This window comes from Paenibacillus sp. FSL R5-0636 (assembly GCF_037974255.1).
Classification (GTDB): domain Bacteria; phylum Bacillota; class Bacilli; order Paenibacillales; family Paenibacillaceae; genus Paenibacillus_AQ; species Paenibacillus_AQ odorifer.
Window position 1 is genome coordinate 205,595 of record NZ_CP150232.1, and the last position, 18,697, is coordinate 224,291.

An 18,697-nucleotide genomic window follows, 5' to 3' on the forward strand; every position below is an offset into this window, starting at 1 on the left:
ACCTTTTTTAGTTTTGATATGTTGAACGTGTTCTGGTTCCAGAATTTGTATTATTTTCGAAGGGATACAGGGGCTAGATGCAGGATCTCTTTCTAAATATTTAGGAGGTGAAAAGAGAAACTTCATTTTTTGCAAGCGGTTACAATGATATCTGCAACAAATTTAAATCGGGAGGAAATAAAATGAAAAAAAGAGTTGCAAAGGTAACCAGTATTGTTGTGTTGTTTTCTCTTGCTCTTTCTTTAATAGTAGGTGGATGGACAAATACGGTGGTGCATGCTGCTGGTCTTGCGGTAACAGGCAGTGGAGGCTGGAATGAAACGGCATATGTGGAATGGTCACCTGTAAGCAATGCGACAGGGTATAACGTTTATGTTAAATTGGCAAGTGCAGCGGATTCTGGGTATCAACAAATTAATAATGAGTTAATCCGCAAATATTCTTCCTACTGGAGAGCAGATGCTGTTGGGCTTGCAGCCGGTAATTATGTGATGAAAGTTGAAGCTACCTTGTCAGGGGGTGGGACGGTAAGTGCGGTTTCAAATCCACTATCCGTAACGTCATATGACCGCTCAGGATTTGCTTTTTCGACTAGTTCGCAATATGGTACAGGATCAGGGGCTTATAATGAGAATGGAACCCTCAAGAATGGTGCTCAAGTGCTGTATATAACATCTCAGAATGCGCAAACCGTAACCCTTGGTGTGAAAATCAACAGCTCCGGCGCTGTACAAACAGGGGTTGGTCTGGGTGGTATTCTGACACTGAGACAAAAAGGTTATGATACAACTCCACTTGCGATCCGAATTATCGGAAAAGTTACAGCTGCTGATCTGAGTGGACAGCTTAACAGCAGTGGGTATCTTGAAGTCAAAGGTAAAAACAATTATTCGGAAATGAATATTACTATTGAAGGTATCGGGAATGATGCTTACGCGTACGGTTGGGGAATGCTTCTAAGATATGTAGGTAATGTGGAAGTAAGAAACCTGGGTGTAATGTTATTCCCTGACGATGGCATTTCAATGGATTCCGGCAATATGAATGTCTGGGTGCATAATAATGATATTTTTTATGGAGCTGCTGGAGGCGATGCAGACCAAGCCAAGGGCGACGGTTCCACAGACCTTAAAAATGGATCCAACTATATTACAATCTCTTACAACCATTACTGGGATTCCGGAAAATCCTCGCTAGTTGGTTTGAGTGAGCCGGCTGAATTTTTTGTTACCTTCCACCACAACTGGTTTGACCATTCGGACTCCCGTCATCCGCGGATTAGAGTGGCTTCCGTCCATATCTATAACAACTTTTTCGATGGTATCTCCAAATACGGTGTGGGTGTAACTACAGGTGCTTCAGCTTTTGTAGAATCTAATTATTTTAGACATGCTAAATTTCCAATGATGATCTCCTTACAAGGTACAGATGCTTTAGGGGAGGGTACGTTCTCAGGCGAAAATGGAGGTGTGATTAAAGCCTATAACAATCTTATTGTAGAGGCTTCAAGTCTCATCTATGCGAATTCAAACACAGGGACAGCTCCTGCTAATGCTACCTCATTTGATGCTTACTTAGCTTCGTCAAGAAATGAAACCGTCCCAAGCTCATACAAAGCACTAAAAGGCGGAACAGCCTATAATAACTTCGACACGAGCGTAAATACAGGAGTGAACGTATCTAATATTGATAACGTAAGCAATGTTGAACAGATTGTTATGGCAAAAGCCGGACGTCTGAATGGCGGAGACTTCACATGGGAATTTAATGATTCAGTGGATGACGTTTCGTATGCGCTGAATACAGCGCTGATGTCTGCAATCAGAGGCTACACAACGGGACTTGTCTCTGTAGGGGGGAATTCAAACCCAACGAACCCGACTCCGACTCCATCAGTAACACCTACGCCAACAGTAACTCCTGTGCCAACAGCGACCCCAGCTCCAACAGCAACTCCTGTACCAACGGCGACTCCAGCACCGACGACAACGCCAGTGCCGACAGCGGGAGCAACCGTTCACAACTTTACTACGGATGGAACAACAAGCAGCTTCTTCAATATCCAAGGCAATCTCTCAACAAGTAAGGGAACTGTGGCATATCAGGGTTTAACCCTATCCCAATGTCTAAAAATTGAGAGTGCAACCAGCATTCAATTCACTTCTGCTAAAGCTTCAGCGCTAACCCTAGTGTTCAACACAGAGGGAACGAAAATCAAAGTGGATGGAACAAGTTACCCTATAACCAATGGCATTGCCACTGTCTCTCTGGCCGCAGGTGCGCATACCATTACAAAAGATAGTACGGCGAATCTGTATTATATGAAGCTGGAATAGGGAACTGACCGCCTCTACTTTAATATGGAGTATCAGAAAAGCGACCTGTAGGGGTCGCTTTTCTTTGCTTTTTCTTATGGTCTTATTACTTGAGTTATTGTCGATTGAAAAACTATCAATTTTGTGTTGATTTGATTAATCTTTATCATCAACCAAATCAATAATCTCACGAATATCCTCAATATTTAAAGCTTCTGCAATTTTGCTTATATGACTAAAGTTAATATTCTCCCTTTTTCCATTAGCTAACTCACTTAATGCAGCATGTCGGACATCGGATATTCTGGACAATTCTCGTAGGGAAATCTTATGTTTTTTGGTCAATTCTGATATTTTTACTATAACTCTCTTTCCCACTTCTAATCCCCTCACTAACTCTGAGTTTTCATCTTGACTATACGCATAAGCGTAACGTATAATAATTCCATAACTGGTACGCTTATGCGTATTGAATGCGTATTTTTTATTCTCACCAAAAAAATGTATCTCATATGAGAAGTTGAGGATAAGTGGTGGATATGAGCCTTTATTTAATTCGTATCACTAGAAGCAAACTATAATGAAAATAAATCTCCTCAAATATCTAAAAATGGAGGCTCCTATGCCCAACATTCTCGAATCTCTATACCACGGCAGCTTATTTCCCAGCGTGGATTTCATCTCCAAGGATCCCAGCTACCGTCCGAAGGGGATTTTGATGAGCTGGAGTCTTTATTGGAACTGTATTCTCAAGCCCAGGGGATGGAGATGACTGCTGCATTTGTGTGTGGATTCAAGACCGGAGCGGCAATGATGATTGAAATCTTAGTTGATGATTAATAATAGGATAGTTTCTCTTCATAAGTAGTTTCCTCAAATACTTTCTTGGATTAGCTTTCCCCTCAAGACACCAATCAAGGTGTCTTTTTAGCCTATCAATAAGACTATGTCCTTCCTATGAAGGAATATCCTTACATTCTACCGAATTCCCTACATATTAATTCTAAATACGCGAACACAGAAGGAATAGCCATGGACGAAGAAAGATACCTGATTATTGTTAAAAACAAAGACCGCACCTCAGAAATCGCATCATATGAACAGTTGGGCGTAAACATAAGGTTGATTTATCGCAGTTCTAATAAACCCTATTATTACAATGCAAGTGATGTAATGATTCTAGACAAGCCCGTTATTACAGCAATCACCAAAGAGCAAGTGGTGTTTCATCGGGATAACCCTCTTAGCAATGTTATGCGAGTGCTGGATTTCGGATCTCGGATTCGTGTGTTTTTTAAGGATGGAACCAATCGGGTGTATGAAGCCGTGCATGTTCGAATCGAGAGCAGCGGAGTGAAGAGCTCAGATGCGTTGAAGGTCATGGAGTATTGGCGTGCCATTTCAGGGCATATTGAGGGCGGAGAAGATCAGCCGGAGATGGACGCTTTTTTAAAAAAGGAATTTGCCAAGCTCAGTTTTGTACACCCAGAAAGTGTATTGAGTCACTATGTTAATGGGTCTCCGGTGAGCGAGGAAGTCACTGTTGAATTACAGCCGATCTTCCCATTCAGGTATAACCTTAGCCAAAAGACGGCCCTGGATCATGCCTTACGAAGTAAGATCAGTATCATTGAAGGCCCTCCAGGTACAGGCAAAACCCAGACCATTCTCAATATATTGGCCAACCTGGCTGTGATGCAAGAGAAGAAGGTGGCTGTGGTCTCAGGCAACAATGCGGCGGTGCAGAATGTGCGCGATAAGCTGGAGGCGGAGGGTTATCCCTTTTTGGTTGCGGGGCTTGGCAATAATGAGAATAAAGAAAATTTCTTTGCGAATCTGCCTGTCGCCGAGGTCTCTGGCTGGGAAAGCGAGTTGCCTGAGGCGGAGCTACTATCCAAGATACAGGAGCTGGATGGTCGTATTAATCGGCTGATGGTACTGGATATGGAGAAGGCGCGTTTGAAGCAACAGCTGTCGGCGTATGTGCTGGAGCAGAAGCATTTTGAGAACTACTACGCCAAGCAGAATATAGAGCCATTAGAGAAGTTGTCATTCTATCATGAGACGCCTGAGCGGATGCTTGAGTTCATGAAGGATAGCCACCTTGCGGTGAGAAAAGGTAAAGAGAATGGTCTTTTGTACAAGTTCAAGCTTTTTGTCAAACATGGGTTCACGGAGCTTAAATATTTGAAGGAACAGGGGGCAGATGTGATTCTGAATGTTCAGCGGAAGTTCTATATTCTGCGGATTGAAGAGCTATCGGGTCGTATTGTAAGGATTGAACAAGAGCTGCAGTCTGCGTCCTATCAGCCTTTACTGAAGGAACACCAGCAGTGTTCCGTTCAGCTTTTCCAACATAAGTTGTATGAGAAATATCGTAATCTCCCTCGGTTGAAATGTAATGCAAAAGATTATCGGCAGAGCAAAAACTTTAAGTCATTCATCGAATATTATCCGATTGTCCTAAGCACGACTCATTCTTTGCGTAATTGCGTGCCGGCCAATGATCTGTTTGACTACGTTATTATTGACGAGTCTTCTCAGGTAGATCTGGTGACAGGCGCACTTGCGCTATCCTGTTGCAAACGTGCGATCATTGTTGGGGATACCAAACAGCTGCCGCAAATTGTGAGTATGGAGATTGAGAAGAAGGTTGGATGTGCTGCATCCGCTAACATCGACGAAGCTTATAATTATTTTCAACACAATCTACTGTCATCCATGCTTGCCCTATATGGAGATGATATTCCCAAAGTGATGCTTAAAGAGCACTATCGGTGCCATCCCAAAATCATTCAGTTTTGCAATCAAAAGTACTATAATGGCGATTTAATTACTTTTACGACTGAAGAGGATACAGAAGTTCCACTGCTGATTTACAGGACTGCGCCGGGTAATCACTTGCGAGAAGTAACCATTGGTGAGAAGAAAGGGAAGTTCAACCAGCGGGAGCTGGATGTCATTGAAGGGGAGATCCTTGCGGGTTGGGAGGAAGTAGCGGCTGGTCAATCGGATATTGGCTTCGTCACACCTTACCGCAAGCAGGTAGAGAAAGCAGCAGGACAGTTTGTCGATGATATCGAGAGTGACACGATACATAAATATCAAGGCCGGGAGAAGTCTATTATGATTATGTCTACAGTGTTGGATCAGACACGCTCTGGCAAAATAGGTATGAAATTTGTGAATGATCCCTGTAAGGTTAATGTGGCCGTATCCCGTGCGCAGAAGAAGTTTATTCTGATAACGGATCATGCCCTATTTCGGAAATATGGTAATGAAATTGGGGATCTCACACGGTATATGGAGTATAGCACGCTGGATGAGAACGTGGTGGACAGTGAGATAGTATCCATATTTGATCTGTTGTATCAGGAGTATTCGGGTAAGCTTCGGGCATTTAGAGAACGGGCTAAGAGAGTTAATGTATCTAAATTCAAATCGGAAAATCTGATGCAGGCACTGCTTGAGGGGCTTTTACAGGAGCCGGTTTATAGCGGATTTACACTCGGCAATCAGGTTCTTCTCAAGAATCTATTCAAGGATGTGACTAGATTGAAAGACCAGGAGCGGCGATATATCAGTAATAGAGCCTCTGTGGATTTTGTCATTTATCATAAGTTGGATCGGAAAGCGGCGCTTGCCATTGAGGTAGACGGATTTGCTTTTCATGAGAATAAACCGGAACAGAGAGAGCGGGATAAAATGAAAGATACTATTTTTAATACATATGGAATAAAGTTAAAAAGGTTCGCAACTAATGAGAGCTCAGAGGAGAGAAAGATCAGGGAGCTGCTGGATGCTATTATGCAATCAAGCTGATGTTTAATAATCACAGTACTCCGTAAGTCCACCTCTCAGTTTTTAAGAAAGCTGCTGTAAGTAAAGTAAAAGACATCTTAACCGTGTCTTTTACTTTACTATATAAGCACATTTCAGCGCTTCAGGATAGTTGACCAGCCTATACTAATTCTCGGTTATTCCCCATACCGGTCAATCGCCATAGCTGCGGATTTCAGCATGCGCCGCTTAAGATGCTCACCCTCGACGATTTTTACGCGCAGGCCAAGAAAACGGATTTTGGACAATAGGAATTCGCTGCCGTCTCTCATGTAGATGACTTTGATTCGATAGATGCCCGAATTTTCATCAAAGGACACGGATTTATCAAAACAGGAAAAGGCGTACAGAATTCGGGACAGCTCAGCATTAAAGGTGGGAATGACTTGAATACATGCACATTCTTTCTGATCCTCTAATAATCGCGTTATTCTTGCTTTTAAGTCATCAATCCGTTTGGCAGGGAAGGGAGCTACTTCAACAGAAACAATGTTTTTTAGTTTAGTGGACATAAGAGAACGTTGCCGGGTGCTGTACCATTGCAAATACCACTCCCGCTTATACATGTTGTATTCCAGCTTATGAGGGAACCCGGTTTGGTCAGTTCGTTGGCCTCCATGCTTAATATGGAAAGTAATAAGGATCGCTTGATTCTGCATGATTATACGGCGGAGTGTACGAAGCATTGGGTGATAGACCTGCCGCTCTTTGCTTTTAGCTTTCTCCATAATAATTCCCTGCACTTCTGTGGACGCTTCTGCCTCCAATATGGAGTTCAATTTACTTAAGGTATCCAGTGTAAAAGCTGCTTCTGAGGCCGGGTGCATTAACATGGTTTTCAGCCAGGAACGTTCCTGGGAGGTCAACGCTAATGAACCCACTTCGTCGAGGCGTGAAATGATTTGGAAGTTAAATATTTTCTCAAATGGATTCATAATAGCTGTGAATCTCCTTCCACTCCGCGATAAATTGCTTACGCAGCCAAGGGGGTTCTAATACCTCGCAGCTCGAACCAAAGCTTCGTAACCACGGCTTAATTTCATAAATACCATTCACTGTGATCTCATAAAGGAATGTAGAATCGGACTCTTCCGTAATTACTCCCCACTGTCCCTGCGCTTCAACCCGCTCCCGAATAAAATTAACACCAGAGCGATTGGGGTTATAAAATCTCGCAGCCACTTTAATTGCACGGGTGGTATCTATAACCCAGCTGTTTGTCATCTGCTCTTCCAGATTGCTGAGTTTCTGAGCAAACTCTGATTCTTCCACAGTGTCGCCCTCCTCAATTTGAGTAAGGCCCTCCATTCGGAATTTCATGATGCCCATACGTGAATTATGTCCGATTAAATACCAGCGCCCATATTGATGGTCATAGATGACGCGGAGCGGAAGAACGGTTTCTGTGACGCCCCTTGTTTCCCGCTCAAAGAGAGGATTGGTATTCTGAGAGGCGTAGTTTTTGCCCTTTTTAGGGGATAGATATAGAAACTTAATTTTTTTTCGCTGCTGAATCGCTGCAAAAATTGTGTATAGGTGTGCCTCGTCAAGAATACGTGAATGATAATTATATTTGTATCTATGGGTTTCCGTAGCTTCGGGGTTATAACCCCGCTTCCGCAGGACCTTTTTTAAGGTGTCGCGCAGCAGGTAACCTTGCACCGACGGAGTCTGCGTGTTGGCGATGACATCAACATAGTCGTAAAGATCCAAGAGCTGATCGCCCGATAATTGATCAATCAGATCGTTAGCAGCCTTGTATCGATAAGGACGGCCCTCATTTACACGAAGAATAACGCCAACTTCTTCAAGATATTTCAGATCTCCACGGATGGTCTTCTCATCGGGCATTGGACAATCGGTTGGCATTTGCTCACTGCAGACATCCTGTAGATCTTTAGCCGTTAGCTCCTGAGTCTGAAGCGCAGTTAATAGTAGAGTAAGCCGGATGCTCTCCGTTTCCTTAAGCGACTTCGCCCGGAACAAGAACAGGAGCAGCGGGTCGGCAGATTCATAATAGTTATAGCGGAGCCACTCAGAGAGTTCCGTTCCTTGTTCTGTAGGCAGGTCTTGTTGTAAGACGGTTACCATGCCCTTCAGGTTGCGCAGCGTTTTGTCATAGGTATGTACAGAAATGCCGAGACGATCGGCGAATTGTTGTCTGCTGTAAGCTCCCCCCGCTAAAGAGAGCATGCGAAGAAATTGAATCTCCTTGTCAAAACTTTCCCGGGCCATTTGTATCCCTCCAGCCTGTAGCGAATCCATTAGAAATAGTAGTACTTATTATATTAAGCACCAGAGTTGAATAAAATGGAAGTATTTTTGGCCGCCGCCATACTTCCGCCCTGTTCGTTACAGGGAAGATGAGCGAAGATAGATCCATGAAGCCGAAGCAATTCTGAAGAGGCGTTCGAATAGTATCAATGGTAGAGAATAGTGAAGTAACCGATCTGGAGGGATGAAGATGGATCCTATAAACAAGCTTATCTGTGAGCAGCTGGAACAGATTGAATATGAGGAGCAAGTTACAATATTGTATGCCTGTGAATCAGGCAGCCGGGCGTGGGGATTCCCATCGCAGGACAGTGATTATGATGTGAGATTTATTTATCTGCATAAACCGGAATGGTACCTATCTATTTTTGATAAGCGGGATGTGATCGAGCGTCCTATTAACAATATGCTTGATATCAATGGCTGGGATTTGCGGAAAGCACTGAATTTATTCCGGAAGTCAAATCCACCGCTGCTGGAGTGGCTGCAATCACCCATTCAATATGCAGAAAAGTACAGTATAGCAGAGAAGCTTAGAAGCATCTCCCCGTACACATTTTCGCGGAAGTCTTGTATGTACCATTATTTAAACATGGCAAGAGGGAACTACCGTGATTATCTGCAAGGCGAACAGGTCAAGATCAAAAAGTACTTTTATGTGCTTCGTCCCGTTCTAGCTTGTGAGTGGACTCACCGATATGGAGAGATGCCGCCGATGGAGTTCGATGTACTGGTAGAGCGGCTTATTCCGAAGGATGAAGAGCTGTGGCAGGTGATTCAGCAATTGCTGGCACGAAAAAAATCCGGTGAAGAACTAGACTACGGACCGCAGCTAACCGTGATTAACGATTATTTAGAAGAACAGTTCCAAGTGTTGGATAAGGTGGCGGCGTCCTTGAATGCTAAGGAGAACAACAGAGATCATCAGCTGGATGCTCTATTTCGAGAAGCTTTACAGGAAGTATGGGGACGGGCCCTATAGAAAGATTGATAGGAGGAAGATGGTAGTGGCTATTGTACAACTGAAATCTACGAATCCAAAATTCACTTTTTTAATTAAAAAAAATCCAGTGACAGGTATGCAGCTTCGTCCGGTTCGTCAGGGAGTGGCTTATGGATGGTATTCTGATGAGGCAACTTATAACGTTTATTTTAAGGATGCAGATAACGATATATCCTACAAGCAGAACGGAAGCGAGAGCTTTGAGTATTTAAATGTCTCCCGGTTTAATACACCTCTATTTCCGCTTAATGCGGTCAATGAGTTTTTCTCTACACCCTTCAAAGCCCAGGATGAACGGGATGCGGAAGGATATGAGCATTCTTTTTTCATTAATATGGTTCAGGTTGAGCGGATACACTATATTGAATTTTTCCAAAAGCATTTAAAGGGATATACCTTCTCCTTGCAGCATCAGGCACATAAGAGCTATTCACTGACGATTACCACACATAAAAGCTTGTATCACCTCTTGCATGTTGTTGGTGTGCTGTCCTTGTTCTTATCCATATTTGGGGATGAGTACATAGATATTTCGGATGCTATTTTGGATAAATATATCCGCAGCCTTAACGTCATTGATGCACCCTTTTATATAAGAAGTCTATTTGCAAGGAATTTCCTTACCTCAAAGGAACGGTTCAAGCGATATAAAGCCTCCATCGAACAAACGGACCAGTATTCTATTGGGCTGGAGTATGGCGGTACTGCGATGCAGCGGCGTACTTTTATTTCGAGTGTGCTTCCATTCAATAAGCCGATTCTGGACATCGGTTGCGGAGAAGGTTTCTATGCAATTCCGTTTGCCGGGAAAATAGAGAGTACCTATTATGCGGTAGATATAGCTGAGGAGCTGCTGGAGGTTGTGAATCGGAAAGCGAAAGCTAAGGACATTGATAACATTGCAACCTTTGGCTCACTGGACCATTTTCTGGAGTCGTACAACGGGGAGCAGGTTGATGTGATTCTAACAGAAGTTGTAGAGCACATGAGCGAAGGTGAGGCAGCAGAGCTTATTCAGCAAATAATCGGTAATGTGAATTTTCAACAGCTTATTGTGACCACACCGAATGCTGATTTCAATCGTTATTATGAGCTGGAAGGATTCCGGCATGAGGATCACAAGTGGGAAATGGGACAGCAAGCGTTCGGGCAATGGGTTTTGGATACGATTCAAGGTTTAGCAGTCGAGGTCGAATATTTGATGGTTGGTGACCGGGTTGGCGAGATCCGTACGACGCAATGCGCTATTGTGCGAAGAAAGGAGGAATAGACAGTGGAAATTCAAACACGTGTACATACCATATTTCTGCTTGTAGGAGCAACGGAATGTGGGAAATCGACCTTTGCTAAAGAAGTTCTGATCCCGCAGTTAAAACTAGAGGATGTTTCTAAAGGGTTACGTACGAATGTGCAGTACTTATCCTCGGATAGTATCCGTCAGGAGATATTGGGCTACGACTATGATAAGTATGATCAGGTTATGCTGGAGGCGAGTTCGCATACCTTTCAATTATTGTTTGAGAGATTGAAGTTAGTCACTTCTTTTCCGATTAATGCGGAGTTTGTGGTGATGGATACCATTGGGCTATCCGAAGATTATCGTAGTAAAGTCCGTGAGATCGCCGGGCAAAATAATTACAATCTGGAGGTTATTCTGTTTGATTACCGCAAACGGGAGGATTACTACGCCTCAGAGCGCTCGAAGAAGCTGATCTCCAATCATTTAAACCGGCTCAGAAAAGAAGTCTTGCCTGTTCTGTCACGGGAAGGTTACAACAAGATTCATAAAGTGCGTGCTAAAGATTTTATTCTCGAGGGTGAAGGGATACCTAATCCGGACTACCGGGTGATTATACAGGATTGGGATACTTACGCATCTACGGTACTTCTACAAGCACAAGAGTATATTGTGGTTGGGGATGTTCATGAGTGTGTCGAAGAGCTTCAGGGACTATTACGTAATTACGGCTATCGGGAGCACGAAGGTAAGTTAAGTGCAACAGATAAGCTCAGTAACACACGAGTCATTCTTGCTGGTGACTGGATTGATAAGGGTAAAAAGACGCGGGAGACGATAGAGTTCTTATTTGATAACCGCGAGCATTTCCTATTTGTTATGGGCAATCACGAGAACTTTGTATACAAATACGTAAAGGGGGAGATTCAAGGAACCGATCCGGAACTGCTAAGAACGTACTTTGATTCCACCCAAGTGCTTAAGGAGGATACCGCGCTTTTTAGTAAATTTTCGGATTTAGTGGAGCAATCTCAGCCCTTTTACCGCTATATCGGTATGCAAGGTCCTTCTTTTTATGTTACCCATGCTCCTTGCCGTAATAAGTACATTGGTAAGCTGGATACGAATTCACTACGCCATCAGCGTAACTTTCGGCTGGATCGTGAGGTTTCCTTTGAGGAACAGCTTGATTTCCTAAAGCAAGAGGCTGTGAGTAATCACCCCTTTCATCTCTTCGGACATATTGCAGCCAAGCAGACTTTTCGGATCAAAAACAAACTCCACCTCGACACAGGGAGTGCGCAGGGTAATGAACTAACTTCTGTTCGCATGTCGTTTAAACCTTTCTATAAAAGTCAAAAATCGCATGTGACTACGGTGCACGAAGAGCTACCTATCCTGTTCCGGGAAAAGCAAACCGTATCCTTGCTGGAGCTTGATTACGAGTCTGTGCGCAGACTGCAGTATTCCTCGCAGAACCGGGTCAACTTCATCTCCGGGACGATGTCACCTGCGGATAAGGATGTGGCTGCCGGTGAGCTTGAGTCTCTGCGAAAAGGGTTGGATTATTTTGCCGAGCGTCGTATATCTGAAGTCGTCCTGCAGCCTAAATATATGGGATCACGCTGTAGTGTGTACCTTTATCGGGATATAGAGCAGTGTTACGCAATTAGCCGGAACGGCTATAAGGTTCAGGCGGTCGATCTGACGCCTATCTACGAACAGCTGCTTCATAAATTCGGAACCTATATGGCTGAGCAGGGGGTCCGTGTGCTTTTACTGGATGGCGAGCTTCTGCCTTGGAAAGCGCTTGGGGATGGGTTAATTGAGCGTCAGTTCCGGCCAATTGGCAAAGCGCTGGAGACAGAGCTGGATTTCTTAAGACAATATGGATTTGAGGAGTCACTGGGTAAACTGATACAGGATTTTGAAGTAAGCGGGTTTGAACAAGACCAGCACCATATGTCGAAAGAGACGCTTAACAATAACTATGGGTCTCATGTTTACCAGACTTTTAAGCATGTCCGTGACATAAGAGAATCGTATGTAGATCTTGACCAGCGTGACGAAGCCTACCGAGTATACAAGCAGCAACTGGAGCTGTATGCGGGTGATGCGGAATTAGCATACAAACCTTTTGCAATCCTGAAGGAAGTGCTGGAGAATGGCGCTGAACGGTTACCTGACGGCAAAACCTCCGAACTATACAGTTTTTTAAATGATGATGAATTTCTGGTTCTGGACTTGAAAGAGCCTGATGCTTACATCAGAGCAGAGGAGTATTTCGCAAAGATAACGGTAGAGAAACATATGGAGGGAATTGTAATCAAACCGGAGCAAGAACAGCAGGGGGTAGTCCCATACATGAAGGTCCGCAATCCGGGCTACCTGTCGATCATCTACGGGTACGACTACAAGTTTCCACATAAGTATGCCAAGCTGATGAAGCAGAAGAATATCGCTCCTAAGCTTCGTACGTCCTTAATCGAACACCGGCTGGGCAGACAAATGCTAGAAGTGAAGCTGGATGAGATCTCGTCTGACAACGAGGACTACAAGCAAATTGCAGCAAACTTGTTATTCGAGGTAACGAAAGAGAAAGAGATCGACCCGAGGTTGTAGAGGATTGTTACAGGCGAAGAAACTTGGTTTGCCAATTATGAGAATGAGTTCAGGCTGTCGGGAAGGTCCCGGCAGTCTTTTTTTCGTTCGGGGAGGAAGCGGAAACAGCTATCTTGCAACAAACAGACAAATTAATGCAAGAAAACGTAAGATAGTGGTCATAGGCCTTTTTTGATAATAATATGAAACCTGAGAGGAGGCAGCACAACTTGGAAATCATTTTTGAAGAGGACATAGAAATGGACCGGGGTACTACGAAAGTAACAACCCACCCGGCTGAAAAGGAACATTGGGCAAATATCGAAGTAGCCATTCAAACATCGGAGAAACGGATCATGGTCATCAACGCCAAAAATGATCGCAATGTCTCGATTGTATCCAGCTCAATCGCGGTCATAGAGCCGGAAGGCCGTATGTGCAGTGTACGTGTAATTACGGGAGAAATGTTTCTTCTTAATACACGATTGAAATTTGTTGAAGAAGTTCTGAATTCACCTCAGTTTATAAAAATTAATAATCAGACCATAATCAACACCAGCTACATAAAAGAGTTCTCAGCAACGGATAATGCGAGAATAAAAGTGATTCTGACGAATGGTTCTTGTTATTTTGTCAGCCGCTATTATATTAAAAATTTCAGGAGGAACTATCATGGTTAATCAATTAAAAAATTCATTTTTTCAGGTGTTTACTTTAACTTCTTTATGGATAACGCTACTGTTAACTGTGTTTTTCAAGGATCAATCTATTGATATGTTATATCTATGGCGTATTGCAGGTATCGCCATTATTTCCGCGGGGATATTCGGAGTGATGTACAATGTGTTGTGGAACTATTTCACGTTAAGACCGCTTTGGAATATTCTGATTTCTTCGACCTTCAGTATATTTGGCGGAATGGGAATGGTGTGGTTATTCTCAAAAGAAATGTTCAACTTCATAAGCCCCTGGTTGCCTGGAATGTTGTTGTTATCGGTTATACTGCACACTATAGCTTTCTATTTCTACGCCAGAATTAATAGCAGGAAACAAGCTGAGGAGTTAAATAAAATTTTGAAATAACCTCGTTCTAATTGTAAAAACAGGAGGACGCACCTTATCGGTCCGTCCTCCTATCTATTCCTCATAAATACGCTTTAACCCATAATAACGAGCACGTTGTTTTCTGGCGCCATTTTGGCGACGGGGATCAGGTTGCCTTGAATTTCTTCACCGTTAATAACGATATGGGTAACCCCTTTTTGTACACCTTTCTTGTTCTCCACCTGGATGTTCAGCTTCTTCCCACGGAATTCCCGGACCATGGAAAAGTCTGTCCAGTCGGAAGGAACACACGGGTTGAGGCGAAGGCCATCAAATTGCGGTTGAACCCCCATAATACCTTCCACCAAGGAGACCATTACGGTTGAAGCGGTGCCGGTCAGCCAGTGGACATGGGCCCGGCCTTGATATGGGCTGTCCTTGGACTCGACAAACTGGCCATGTACATAAGGCTCGAGTTTGCGGATTTCGGCCTTATCGTTCATGCTGGCCGGACTGCAATTCAGGAAGTATTCGAACGCGCGCCCACCGTTGCCAATCATGGTTTCCGCCAGAATGAGCCATCCCTGCGGCTGGCTGAAGATGCCGCCGTTTTCCTTAGTTGAGGCGTTGAAAAGAGCCATCAACGCTACTGGCAAACCGTATTCACGGAACGGTGGGTAGAATAACATAGTGCCGTAATCGGTCCGCAGATTCTCATACACTTTGTCCATGGAGAGCTTCGCCTGATCCGGGCGGGCTGCACCGCTTAATACGGCCCAGCTTTGCGGATTAAGCCAGATTTTGGCCTCATCATTCTCCCAGGAGCCGATGGTATAGTTGTCTTCTGTAAATCCGCGGACGAATTGATCGTTCTCCCAAGCGTGCTTTTGAATGTTATCGTCCAGCTCATCAAGCAGGCCCTGCGCCCATTGAATGTCTTCAGGCTTGTTCTTATTTTGTGCAATTTCCATGAACACCTTGAATGCCATATACAGCTGGAATGCGACGAACAACGACTCGCCCTTCGCTCCAAGCCGTAGACAATCGTTCCAGTCGGCATGAAGCCCAACCGGCATGCCGTGTGCGCCCATACGATCCAGACTGAACTGAAGCGCCTGGCGCAAATGCTCGTACACAGTGCCCTCACCTTTATCCGAATAAGGGATTATTTCATCTGTAAAATCCCAGTTGCCACTTTCATTCAAGTATTTAATGACGGTTGGGAACAGCCATAAAGCGTCATCGGCCCGATAATGGGGATGACCAGTTTCCCGTACATATTCCGGATCATCCGGTGTGCCCTCATGCCCAGGATTGTGGTCAAATTTCACCAACGGAAGTCCACCGCCGTTGGAAACCTGGGCGGATATCATCAGTCTAAGACGTTCAAGGGCCATCTCATGATCCAGATGAATGATGCCTTGAATATCCTGCACCGTATCCCGATAGCCCAGTCCATTACGAAGACCGGAGTATTGGAAAGAGGCTGCTCGTGACCAGATGAAAGTGATAAAGCATTGATATGCATTCCAAGTGTTGATCATGTTGTTCAGGTTATCGCTTGGTGTCTGGACCTGGAAGCGGTTAAGCTTGCTGTGCCAGAATGCTTTTAACTCTTCGAGTTCTTTATCTACCACGGACAAGTCTTTATAATGGCTGAGAATCTCGGAAGCGCCTTTCTCATCATACTGTCCCAGTAGAAATGCGATTTCTTTCTCTTCTCCCGGCTGCAAATCTACGTTAATCTGCAGGGCACCGCAGGAGTTAGTATTGTAGTTTAATGAATTGGAGCATTGGCCGTTCTCGACAGAGGCTGGATTGCCATAACTGCGGTAATCGCCTAGGAACGTATCCCGGTCACCGTCATAAGCGGTAACTTCTGCACCTGCAGCGCCGAAGAATCTCCAGGTCTGTTCTTCGGGGGTGTTTTCATTGATGACTTGAAGGATCATATTATTTTTATAGTAGGTCCGTGAAATAAACAAAGTGTACTGAAGGTTGACGGTATCCTGCTCGTAGTTGTTATTGTTGGTTAATTCAACAAATCCGAAGAGAGCCAGCTTGCGTGCTTTGGAGTCATCATTGCGCACCTTCATGCGCCACACCTCGTAGGTTTTGTTCAGTGGCACATAATATAATGATTCTGTATGGATGTTATCGTAATCCGAGACGAGGTTCGTGTATCCGGTTCCATGATGGCATACGGACTTATATTGCTCCAGATCTTTACCCACAGGCTGCCAGGAGCCGGACCAATAATCCCCGTTCTCCAAATCTCTCACGTAAATATAGCGTCCGGGCTCGTCCTTAGAGTTGAAGTGGTAACGGATATGCCGCCCATTTGCGCCAGATTTTACAAAGCTATAACCGCCTGCGTTACCTGAGATGATCGCGCCATATTCCGGCGAGCCGAGGTAATTCGCCCAAGGGGCAGGCGTATTCGGCTTGGTAATGAGGTATTCCTTGTTTTTTTCATCAAAATAACCATATTGCATAACCATTCCTCCTATTAAGTGGTTAATGGGTCAATCTATAAACGCGCGTTCACAAAGGGGTGAAATATCCATGTGTAATTTTATTATAAGATACTTTTAGTAAATCGATAACCCTATATTTTAGCGAAAAAACGAACAAAAATGCTAACTTTTTTGGTAGGTGTAAAGCGAAAGACACCTTGAAAGGTGTCTTTTTTTATTTTTGCGGCATGTCTACTCCACTAAAACACCATTAACAAACGTCATAGTTTTATCTTTGAATTCAAGAATAAACTTGTTTAGAAAATCCAGATCGGTATGAATCTCCGTCCCCAACATAACTTTTTTTCCTACATCATCAAAGGGATTATGAAGTAAACCTCTAGGCGTATACCTAGTTTCAGAACCGATTACATTATTATTCTCATCGCGGATAAATTTAGTTTTTCCTGAGAACACGAGGTCCTTGCCATTTTCCAAAGTTAGATGAACCTCCAAACGATCCTTTGTCTTCTGATAATCTATGACTACATCTTTAGAGGATACAGGGAAACCGATAACAAAAAAACCAATAAGGGCCGTAGCCAGTATAAGTACCGATAAGACGGAATAAATGAGAGTTTTTATATTCTTTTTTTTCACTTTTTTAAAATAATTGAGTTTGTTAACTTCCTCTTTATCAATAATAGGCACACTTAGATTTGCTGTGGCGGTCATTTCATTATAGGATTGAAGGCAGCTTTCACAGGATTGCAGGTGTTTTTCGATTTCTTCGTTACTATGTACAGAGGTTAGCTTTTCAATATAGGAAGGTAATAAATCCTGAATAATCTCGCATTTCATGAAGATCTTCCTTTCATCAATTTTTGTTTTCCACGGTAAAAGGTAACTCTTGCCCAGGTTTCGTCTCTTCCAAGAATTTCGCCAATTTCCCGAAAACTGAATTCTCCGGTTAAACGCAGATATAATACTTCTTTGGTATTTGGATCAAGTAAATGAAGTTGTTTAAATAAATCCATTTTATCCTGAGCAAAAATGAACTGGGATTCTGTTGAATTTGCGTTAGCCAAAGGAGCGTCTTCTAATTCCTCAGACTTCCGCTTGCGCTGCTTGTCCAGCTCCTGATACCACACATGTTTAGCAATTTGACAAAGCCATACGTATACTTTGCAGGTCCCATCGTATTTGTCTATCGATTTTATAGCTCTATAAAAAGTTTCTTGGGTAATTTCTTCTGCCAGCAAGTGATTATGACAAAAGCTAAATACGAATTTATATACTTGGGTTGAATATTCCCTGTATAATTGCTCGTTGTCCTGCATCCATTCACCTCCTCAAGTTATATATCCGTAAAAAGCTATAAACGTTACAAGTTTTTTTAAAAAATTTGATTTATACAATTATCGCTTTCATCCCCGGTATGTGAGGGAATTAAGGAGGTTCAGCGTTAAGGCTGGTTTCACAGTTGTTTTTCCCTTTATAATTACATGAGATCTTATTGTACAAGTTACAAGGGGGTTCATATATGATAACAAAGGTAAACCGGCAGTTAAATGAGGGTCCTAAAATTCAAAAAGAGCAAGAGCTTGTTACCAAAATGATTCGTATATATTGTAAGAAAAAACATCATCATAAGGGGTTTTGTGAGGAATGTCAGGAATTAAATGAGTATGCGCTGAAGAGGCTAGCCTATTGTAAATTTGGTGAAGAGAAAACAGCTTGTGCCAAATGTCCTGTTCATTGTTACAAACCGGATTATCGCCAAAGAATTAAAGGGGTTATGCGTTTTTCTGGTCCGTGGATGCTGCTCTATCATCCCATTGAGTCGATTAGGCATATTCCGCTACCCAATAAATTGAGAAAATAAGTGAAAACCGGACATCATTTGATGCCCGGCTTAATGTGTTTT

Annotated in this window: 15 protein-coding genes; 9 read left to right on the forward strand and 6 right to left on the reverse strand. The window is 43.4% G+C overall.

Annotated elements, in window-relative coordinates; translation table 11 throughout:
* Positions 1-182: 182 nt before the first annotated feature.
* Entirely contained in the window at positions 183-2,336 is a 2,154-nt protein-coding gene (locus MKX34_RS01010; protein WP_076101088.1) for a pectate lyase, read from the forward strand.
* Positions 2,337-2,471: 135 nt separating this feature from the next.
* Here the strand turns inward: MKX34_RS01010 and MKX34_RS01015 are convergent, their stop codons facing one another.
* The gene (locus MKX34_RS01015) at positions 2,472-2,693 is read right to left on the reverse strand and encodes a helix-turn-helix transcriptional regulator (protein ID WP_036687168.1); all 222 of its coding nucleotides are present in this window, start codon (positions 2,691-2,693) and stop codon (positions 2,472-2,474) included.
* Between the two features lie 357 nt (positions 2,694-3,050).
* Between MKX34_RS01015 and MKX34_RS01020 the strand changes: the two genes are divergently transcribed.
* Positions 3,051-3,155, forward strand: a complete 105-nt coding sequence (locus MKX34_RS01020; RefSeq protein WP_327196848.1) for a DUF6809 family protein — start codon at positions 3,051-3,053, stop codon at positions 3,153-3,155.
* 192 nt (positions 3,156-3,347) lie between these two features.
* Positions 3,348-6,137, forward strand: coding sequence for an AAA domain-containing protein (locus tag MKX34_RS01025; protein ID WP_076297216.1), 2,790 nt, complete (start codon positions 3,348-3,350; stop codon positions 6,135-6,137).
* A 155-nt stretch (positions 6,138-6,292) separates the two neighbouring features.
* Here the strand turns inward: MKX34_RS01025 and MKX34_RS01030 are convergent, their stop codons facing one another.
* Together MKX34_RS01030 and MKX34_RS01035 are read right to left on the reverse strand one after the other, a co-directional pair.
* Positions 6,293-7,090, reverse strand: a complete 798-nt coding sequence (locus tag MKX34_RS01030) for a WYL domain-containing protein (RefSeq protein WP_076297217.1) — start codon at positions 7,088-7,090, stop codon at positions 6,293-6,295.
* The gene (locus tag MKX34_RS01035; protein ID WP_076148225.1) at positions 7,077-8,390 is read right to left on the reverse strand and encodes a WYL domain-containing protein; all 1,314 of its coding nucleotides are present in this window, start codon (positions 8,388-8,390) and stop codon (positions 7,077-7,079) included. The genes MKX34_RS01030 and MKX34_RS01035 overlap by 14 nt, the downstream gene beginning before the upstream one ends.
* Positions 8,391-8,619: 229 nt before the next feature.
* Here MKX34_RS01035 and MKX34_RS01040 point away from each other — a divergent pair, with 229 nt between their 5' ends.
* From MKX34_RS01040 to MKX34_RS01060, 5 genes are all read left to right on the forward strand, one after another.
* Complete coding sequence (locus tag MKX34_RS01040) at positions 8,620-9,411, forward strand: nucleotidyltransferase domain-containing protein (protein WP_076105209.1); 792 nt, start codon at positions 8,620-8,622, stop codon at positions 9,409-9,411.
* Between the two features lie 25 nt (positions 9,412-9,436).
* Positions 9,437-10,702: a class I SAM-dependent methyltransferase gene (locus MKX34_RS01045; protein ID WP_036687179.1), complete on the forward strand. Its 1,266-nt coding sequence runs from the start codon at positions 9,437-9,439 to the stop codon at positions 10,700-10,702.
* A gap of 3 nt (positions 10,703-10,705) precedes the next feature.
* Complete coding sequence (locus tag MKX34_RS01050) at positions 10,706-13,291, forward strand: metallophosphoesterase (protein ID WP_076297218.1); 2,586 nt, start codon at positions 10,706-10,708, stop codon at positions 13,289-13,291.
* Positions 13,292-13,500: 209 nt separating this feature from the next.
* Positions 13,501-13,950, forward strand: coding sequence for a LytTR family DNA-binding domain-containing protein (locus tag MKX34_RS01055; RefSeq protein ID WP_038568151.1), 450 nt, complete (start codon positions 13,501-13,503; stop codon positions 13,948-13,950).
* Positions 13,943-14,353: a hypothetical protein gene (locus MKX34_RS01060; RefSeq protein WP_036687183.1), complete on the forward strand. Its 411-nt coding sequence runs from the start codon at positions 13,943-13,945 to the stop codon at positions 14,351-14,353. Before MKX34_RS01055 ends, MKX34_RS01060 begins: the two co-directional genes overlap by 8 nt.
* 74 nt (positions 14,354-14,427) lie before the next feature.
* Here MKX34_RS01060 and MKX34_RS01065 read toward each other — a convergent pair whose 3' ends face one another.
* The 3 genes from MKX34_RS01065 to MKX34_RS01075 form a co-directional block, all read right to left on the reverse strand.
* The gene (locus MKX34_RS01065) at positions 14,428-16,809 is read right to left on the reverse strand and encodes a N,N'-diacetylchitobiose phosphorylase (RefSeq protein ID WP_076297219.1); all 2,382 of its coding nucleotides are present in this window, start codon (positions 16,807-16,809) and stop codon (positions 14,428-14,430) included.
* 213 nt (positions 16,810-17,022) lie between these two features.
* Positions 17,023-17,631 carry a zf-HC2 domain-containing protein gene (locus tag MKX34_RS01070; protein ID WP_076297220.1) on the reverse strand — a complete coding sequence of 203 codons (609 nt, stop codon included), beginning with the start codon at positions 17,629-17,631 and terminating at the stop codon, positions 17,023-17,025.
* Positions 17,628-18,110 carry a sigma-70 family RNA polymerase sigma factor gene (locus MKX34_RS01075; RefSeq protein WP_036687188.1) on the reverse strand — a complete coding sequence of 161 codons (483 nt, stop codon included), beginning with the start codon at positions 18,108-18,110 and terminating at the stop codon, positions 17,628-17,630. Before MKX34_RS01075 ends, MKX34_RS01070 begins: the two co-directional genes overlap by 4 nt.
* Before the next feature lie 203 nt (positions 18,111-18,313).
* Between MKX34_RS01075 and MKX34_RS01080 the strand changes: the two genes are divergently transcribed.
* Complete coding sequence (locus tag MKX34_RS01080; protein ID WP_036687189.1) at positions 18,314-18,655, forward strand: nitrous oxide-stimulated promoter family protein; 342 nt, start codon at positions 18,314-18,316, stop codon at positions 18,653-18,655.
* Positions 18,656-18,697 lie beyond the last annotated feature (42 nt).

Coding starts and splice junctions, on each gene's coding strand:
- MKX34_RS01080 (WP_036687189.1), top strand. CDS start 18,314: ATGATAACAAAGGTAAACCGGCAGTTAAATGAGGGTCCTAAAATTCAA.
- MKX34_RS01030 (WP_076297217.1), bottom strand. CDS start 7,090: ATGAATCCATTTGAGAAAATATTTAACTTCCAAATCATTTCACGCCTC.
- MKX34_RS01025 (WP_076297216.1), top strand. CDS start 3,348: ATGGACGAAGAAAGATACCTGATTATTGTTAAAAACAAAGACCGCACC.
- MKX34_RS01070 (WP_076297220.1), bottom strand. CDS start 17,631: ATGAAATGCGAGATTATTCAGGATTTATTACCTTCCTATATTGAAAAG.
- MKX34_RS01035 (WP_076148225.1), bottom strand. CDS start 8,390: ATGGCCCGGGAAAGTTTTGACAAGGAGATTCAATTTCTTCGCATGCTC.
- MKX34_RS01060 (WP_036687183.1), top strand. CDS start 13,943: ATGGTTAATCAATTAAAAAATTCATTTTTTCAGGTGTTTACTTTAACT.
- MKX34_RS01075 (WP_036687188.1), bottom strand. CDS start 18,110: ATGCAGGACAACGAGCAATTATACAGGGAATATTCAACCCAAGTATAT.
- MKX34_RS01040 (WP_076105209.1), top strand. CDS start 8,620: ATGGATCCTATAAACAAGCTTATCTGTGAGCAGCTGGAACAGATTGAA.
- MKX34_RS01065 (WP_076297219.1), bottom strand. CDS start 16,809: ATGCAATATGGTTATTTTGATGAAAAAAACAAGGAATACCTCATTACC.
- MKX34_RS01010 (WP_076101088.1), top strand. CDS start 183: ATGAAAAAAAGAGTTGCAAAGGTAACCAGTATTGTTGTGTTGTTTTCT.